We start from the raw sequence: 4,875 nt of genomic DNA, 5'->3' as shown, positions 1-4,875 counted from the left end.
TTGGGTAGGCATGGCGGTATTGGTGGTTTCTTTTGGTACCTTGGGAGACCTGGTTGAATCTATGCTGAAAAGAAGCCTGGATGTAAAAGATTCAGGGACACTGCTGCCTGGTCATGGAGGTGTTTTGGACCGCTTTGACGGGCTTTTAATTGCTGCACCAATTGTTTTTACTTACCTGTATCTGGTCTTGAACTAATATCTTTTTCCTTCTCTTAAAGGCTTTAAAAGATATTCCAGACCGTTGAGTTTGATCTCATAAAGGGTTCCGAGGAGTTGGCCCAGCTTGCCTGGTGGGTAACCTTCATTCTGGAACCAGATCAGATAAGACTCTGGCAAATCGCAAAGGATACGGCCCTTGTATTTGCCAAAAGGCATTTGCATAGTGACCAGGTCTTTTAAAAGTTGTGGGTTCATAGAGGTGTAAGGGCTTATTGTGCAACCATTTCCAGCATTTCTACAGCCTCGTCAACGGTATTTAAATTATCAAAGGCAATCCGCAGCGAATCTTTGACTTCTTTCAGATTACACAGGCGGGGATGCATTTGTGCAAAGTGCAATATTTTATTGAACATATGTGAATCAAAGAAAGAAGATTGTTTGTCTGCAATGAAATAACCCCGCACTACGCCTTTTTTAAAGGTAAGTTTCTCAAAGCCGAGTTTCTTAGCCACCCATTGTAAACGCAAGGCATTGAGCATGGTCTGAACGGCCTTTGGAACAGGGCCAAAACGGTCTTTCAAACTGGCTTCAAAAGCTTTCAGTTGCTGTTCGTTTTCTATTTTGGAGAGTTCTGTGTAGAGGTTATATCTTTCTGTTATATTGGTTACATAGTCATCCGGAATGTACAATTCCAGGTCTGTATCCAGCTGGGTGAAACTGACAAAAGGGCGTTGGGGTTCATCTTTGAACAAGTCTTTGAATTCATCTTCCTTAAGTTCCTGAATGGCCTCATCCAGTATTTTATGGTACATATCAAAACCTATTTCTGCTATAAAGCCACTTTGCTCTGCGCCTAAGAGGTTTCCGCTGCCACGGATGTCTAAATCCCTCATGGCAATGTTAAATCCGCTCCCAAGGTCCGAAAACTCTTCTATAGCGCTGAGACGTTTGCGGGCTTCAGAAGTCAGAGTAGACAAAGGAGGACTGAGCAGATAGCAGAAAGCTTTTTTATTGGAACGTCCTACCCTGCCCCGCATTTGATGAAGATCGCTCAGACCAAACATATGGGCATGGTTGATGATGATGGTATTGGCATTTGGAATATCCAGTCCGGCCTCAATAATGGTGGTGGCCACGAGTACATCTTTTTCACCATTGATGAAATCCAGCATCACATCTTCCAGGGCATCTCCGTCCAGTTGTCCGTGTGCAATTCCAATTCTTGCTTTTGGAACCAGTGTCTGGATCAGGCCACCCAGTTGCATCAGGTCTTTTACCCGGTTATGGATAAAGAATACCTGACCACCACGGTCCAGTTCAAATTGTACAGCTTCCTGGATCAATTTATCATTAAAGACATGAAGTTCCGTGTTTACACCCTGGCGGTTAGGCGGAGGGGTATTGATGATGGAAAGATCTCTTGCACCCATTAAAGAGAAGTGAAGCGTTCTTGGAATCGGGGTTGCAGTTAGGGTAAGGGTATCTACGTTTACCCTTAAAGCCCTTAGTTTTTCTTTAGAGGATACGCCAAATTTCTGTTCCTCATCTATGATCATAATACCCAGATCTTTGAATTTGACATCTTTACTGAGCAGACGGTGCGTACCAATAACAATATCGACTTTACCTTCAGCCAGTTTGGACAAGGTTTCTTTAATCTGTTTATTGGTCCTGAAACGGTTGATGACATCAACGGTACAAGGAAAGTCTTTTAAACGCTGTGAAAAGGTTTTGAAATGCTGTGTGGCCAGAATCGTGGTCGGAACCAATATCGCTGCCTGTTTTCCATTGGCAACGGCCTTGAAAGCAGCTCTTACTGCAATTTCTGTCTTTCCGAAACCAACGTCTCCGCAAACCAGACGATCCATCGGATGTGGGGCTTCCATGTCTTTTTTGACATCCAGGGTGGCTTTTTCCTGATCCGGGGTATCCTCATAAATAAAGGAGGCTTCCAGTTCGGTTTCCAGATAGCCATCGGGTGCAAAAGCAGTTCCGACCTGGGCTTTTCTTAAGGCATAAAGTTTAATTAAATCCCGGGCGATGTCCTTAACTTTTTTTTTAGTGGTTTTTTTAAGCTTATCCCAGGCTTCGGTACCCAACTTATTCATTTTGGGTGGGGTGGCATCTTTGCCGCTGTATTTGGCAATCCGGTTCAGGGAATTGATGTTCACGTACAGCAAGTCATTATCTGCGTAGACAAGCCGGATCATTTCCTGTGTTTTACCGTTCACTTCCACCTTCTCCAGACCAGCATATTTACCGATACCATGGTCGATATGGGTTACAAAATCGCCAGGTTTCAAGTCCCGGAGTTCTTTGAGCGTGATGGCCTGGCTGCGCTGATAACCACGCTTAAGTTTGTATTTATAGAAGCGGTCAAAGATCTGGTGATCTGTATAAAAAGCGAGGTGTTGCTGCGGGTCTATAAATCCCTCCCTCAGCGGGATATTGACTGGGGTAAATTTTGCAGTCTTGTCAATGTCGTCTAAAATGGCATATAATCTTTCAGTCTGTTTTGGAGAAGAGCTGAAAATAAAGTTATGGGTTCCCTCCTTTTCGTTTTCTTTGAGGTTATGGATCAGGAGGTTAAAGTCTTTGTTGAAAGAGGGTTGCGGCTTGGTCTCAAAGGCGAAAACATGATCGGTCTTGTAAAAAAACTGTTTACCAAATTCAACAAGATGGAAGTCCTGGAGGATATCGGCAAGCATTTTCTCATCTGTAAATCCAAATTTAGGATCTATCCATTCCGGGTTTTGGGTTTTATCCTTTGCCGGAAGGGCCTTCCAGAGCTCCACTGCTTTTTTATAGCCACTTTTAACGATATCCAGGGTAAATTCGACATCTTTAAACCAAAGCTGAGTATCTTTTTCAATATAGTCGAGCAGACTGATGTTGTTTTCTGTCAGGTATTTGGATTGTACATTAGGGATGATCGTTAAGGTTTTAACGTCTTCCACAGATAACTGACTTTCAATTTCAAAGGTACGAATGCTTTCTACCAGGTCTCCAAAGAACTCAATCCGGTAAGGAAGATCGTGAGAAAAGGAAAAAATATCTACAATACCACCTCTGATAGAAAACTGACCAGGTTCATAAACAAAGTCTGTGCGCTGAAAATCGTAATCTATCAGGAATTCATTGATAAAATCTATACCGAGTTTTGTATTGACACTGATTTCCAGGGTGTTTTTTTCCAGTACAGAACGGTCAATAACCTTTTCTGCAAGGGCTTCCGGGTAGGTGACTACGATTTTGCCAAATTCTGAATTGTGGTTCAGTTCATTCAGTACTTCTGCCCTTCCCAGAACATTAGCGGTATCGATTTGTGTAAAATCGAATGCTTTTCTGAAAGAAGAAGGAAAAAGAAGGACCTCTTTATCCAGAATGTTTTCAAGGTCAGAGAGGAAATAGGAAGCCTCTTCACGGTCCGGTAATATGAATAACTGGGGCTTATGAAGTAAAAAATAGGCAGTTGCTGCAACTGTCGCATCGGCAGAACCAACTAAACCTTTTAGCTGAATTTTATTACCTTTAGGGCCGTTGAGGGCCTTTGCCAATGCAACAATGCGTTCATCTGTCTTGTATCTGTTGATCAGGTCGCGGATGTTCACAACACAAAGGTAAGATTTTATTAGATAGCTATCTTGTAACAATGAGTCTATTATTTACTCTAAAATGAAAAGAATTGTGAAAATGCTGCAGCAAATTCCATTGGAGCTGACCTTCTGGTTGGTGGCAATGATTCTGCTGGCAACTGCGCAGCCGCACAGTCACCTTTCGGGAGATCATTTTACCTTTTGTCCTTTGGCAAATATGGGTATAAAATGGTGTCCGGGATGCGGACTTGGAAGATCGATCACGCAGTTGTTTCACGGTCATTTGAAAGAGAGTATAGAAATGCACTGGTTTGGAATACCGGCAACCCTGCTCATCTTTTACCGGATAGGCGTTCTTATAAAACTGAGTTGGAATGATAAAAAAAGAATTAATTTAAAGAATAAGGAGAAAGATTATGTTTGATTCACCATTTATGATGCTTCCGGGCATCACGCCACAGGAATACTCCTACTTGCAGTCGGCAACTACGGGCTTTAGTGAACAGCAGTTGAAAGGATTTTTGATGATCTACAGCAGTAAAAGAAGGAATCCTGACGATATGATCCTGTACTGTATACTTGGTTTTTTTGTACCAGGACTGCCTCGCTTTCTGGTGAATCAGATCGGGATGGGTATCTTGTATTTCTTTACTTATGGTCTTTGTGCCATCGGTACCATCATTGACCTGATCAACCACAAGAACCTGGCTTTTGAATATAACCAGCGAATGGTCTTTGAAAGTCTGCAAATGATAAAAATGGGTACTTTAAAATAACACACACCAAATGGATCCAAGGCCGTTGCAAATTTTTGCAGCGGCTTTTTTAATTTAAAGAGAGAGATTCTGTTCCCGATGTCGTAAATTTACTCTTTATGAAATTAGCTGTTTTAACCAGGTTTCTGGAAGGCTATGCGCCTTTAAATTACCAGGAGGATTATGACAATTCAGGTCTGATAGTTGGAGATGGTAATCAGGAAGTTACCGGCGCGCTGGTGGCCCTGGATTGTACAGAAGAAATTGTGGATGAGGCCATTGTTCACAACTGCAATCTGATCATTACCCATCACCCTATTGTATTTAAGGGTTTAAAAAAATTAAACGGGAAAAACTATATCGAA

The 4,875-nt window shown here is 42.2% G+C and carries 6 protein-coding genes; 4 read left to right on the top strand and 2 right to left on the bottom strand.

Features of this window, described 5'->3' with window-relative positions; translation table 11 throughout:
- Window positions 1–196: phosphatidate cytidylyltransferase (locus VNZ46_RS08270; protein ID WP_325559609.1), on the top strand; the 196-nt coding region annotated here is incomplete at its 5' end.
- Here the strand turns inward: VNZ46_RS08270 and VNZ46_RS08265 are convergent.
- Together VNZ46_RS08265 and mfd are read right to left on the bottom strand one after the other, a co-directional pair.
- On the bottom strand, window positions 193–414 hold the full coding sequence (locus VNZ46_RS08265; RefSeq protein ID WP_133779050.1) for a DUF3820 family protein: 222 nt from the start codon (window positions 412–414) through the stop codon (window positions 193–195). The two genes, VNZ46_RS08270 and VNZ46_RS08265, sit on opposite strands and share 4 nt — an antisense overlap.
- Before the next feature lie 14 nt (window positions 415–428).
- Window positions 429–3,770 carry a transcription-repair coupling factor gene (mfd, locus tag VNZ46_RS08260; protein ID WP_325559608.1) on the bottom strand — a complete coding sequence of 1,114 codons (3,342 nt, stop codon included), beginning with the start codon at window positions 3,768–3,770 and terminating at the stop codon, window positions 429–431.
- A gap of 64 nt (window positions 3,771–3,834) precedes the next feature.
- Here mfd and VNZ46_RS08255 point away from each other — a divergent pair, with 64 nt between their 5' ends.
- The 3 genes from VNZ46_RS08255 to VNZ46_RS08245 form a co-directional block, all read left to right on the top strand.
- Window positions 3,835–4,179, top strand: a complete 345-nt coding sequence (locus VNZ46_RS08255) for a DUF2752 domain-containing protein (protein ID WP_233260686.1) — start codon at window positions 3,835–3,837, stop codon at window positions 4,177–4,179.
- Complete coding sequence (locus VNZ46_RS08250; RefSeq protein ID WP_108551377.1) at window positions 4,172–4,531, top strand: TM2 domain-containing protein; 360 nt, start codon at window positions 4,172–4,174, stop codon at window positions 4,529–4,531. The genes VNZ46_RS08255 and VNZ46_RS08250 overlap by 8 nt, the downstream gene beginning before the upstream one ends.
- A gap of 98 nt (window positions 4,532–4,629) precedes the next feature.
- Window positions 4,630–4,875, top strand: a 246-nt coding sequence (locus VNZ46_RS08245; RefSeq protein WP_325559607.1) for a Nif3-like dinuclear metal center hexameric protein, incomplete at its 3' end; no start/stop codon positions are given.

It is taken from the genome of Pedobacter sp. (genome assembly GCF_035566355.1).
Lineage (GTDB): Bacteria > Bacteroidota > Bacteroidia > Sphingobacteriales > Sphingobacteriaceae > Pedobacter.
This window is presented reverse-complemented; position numbering and strand designations above follow the sequence as displayed.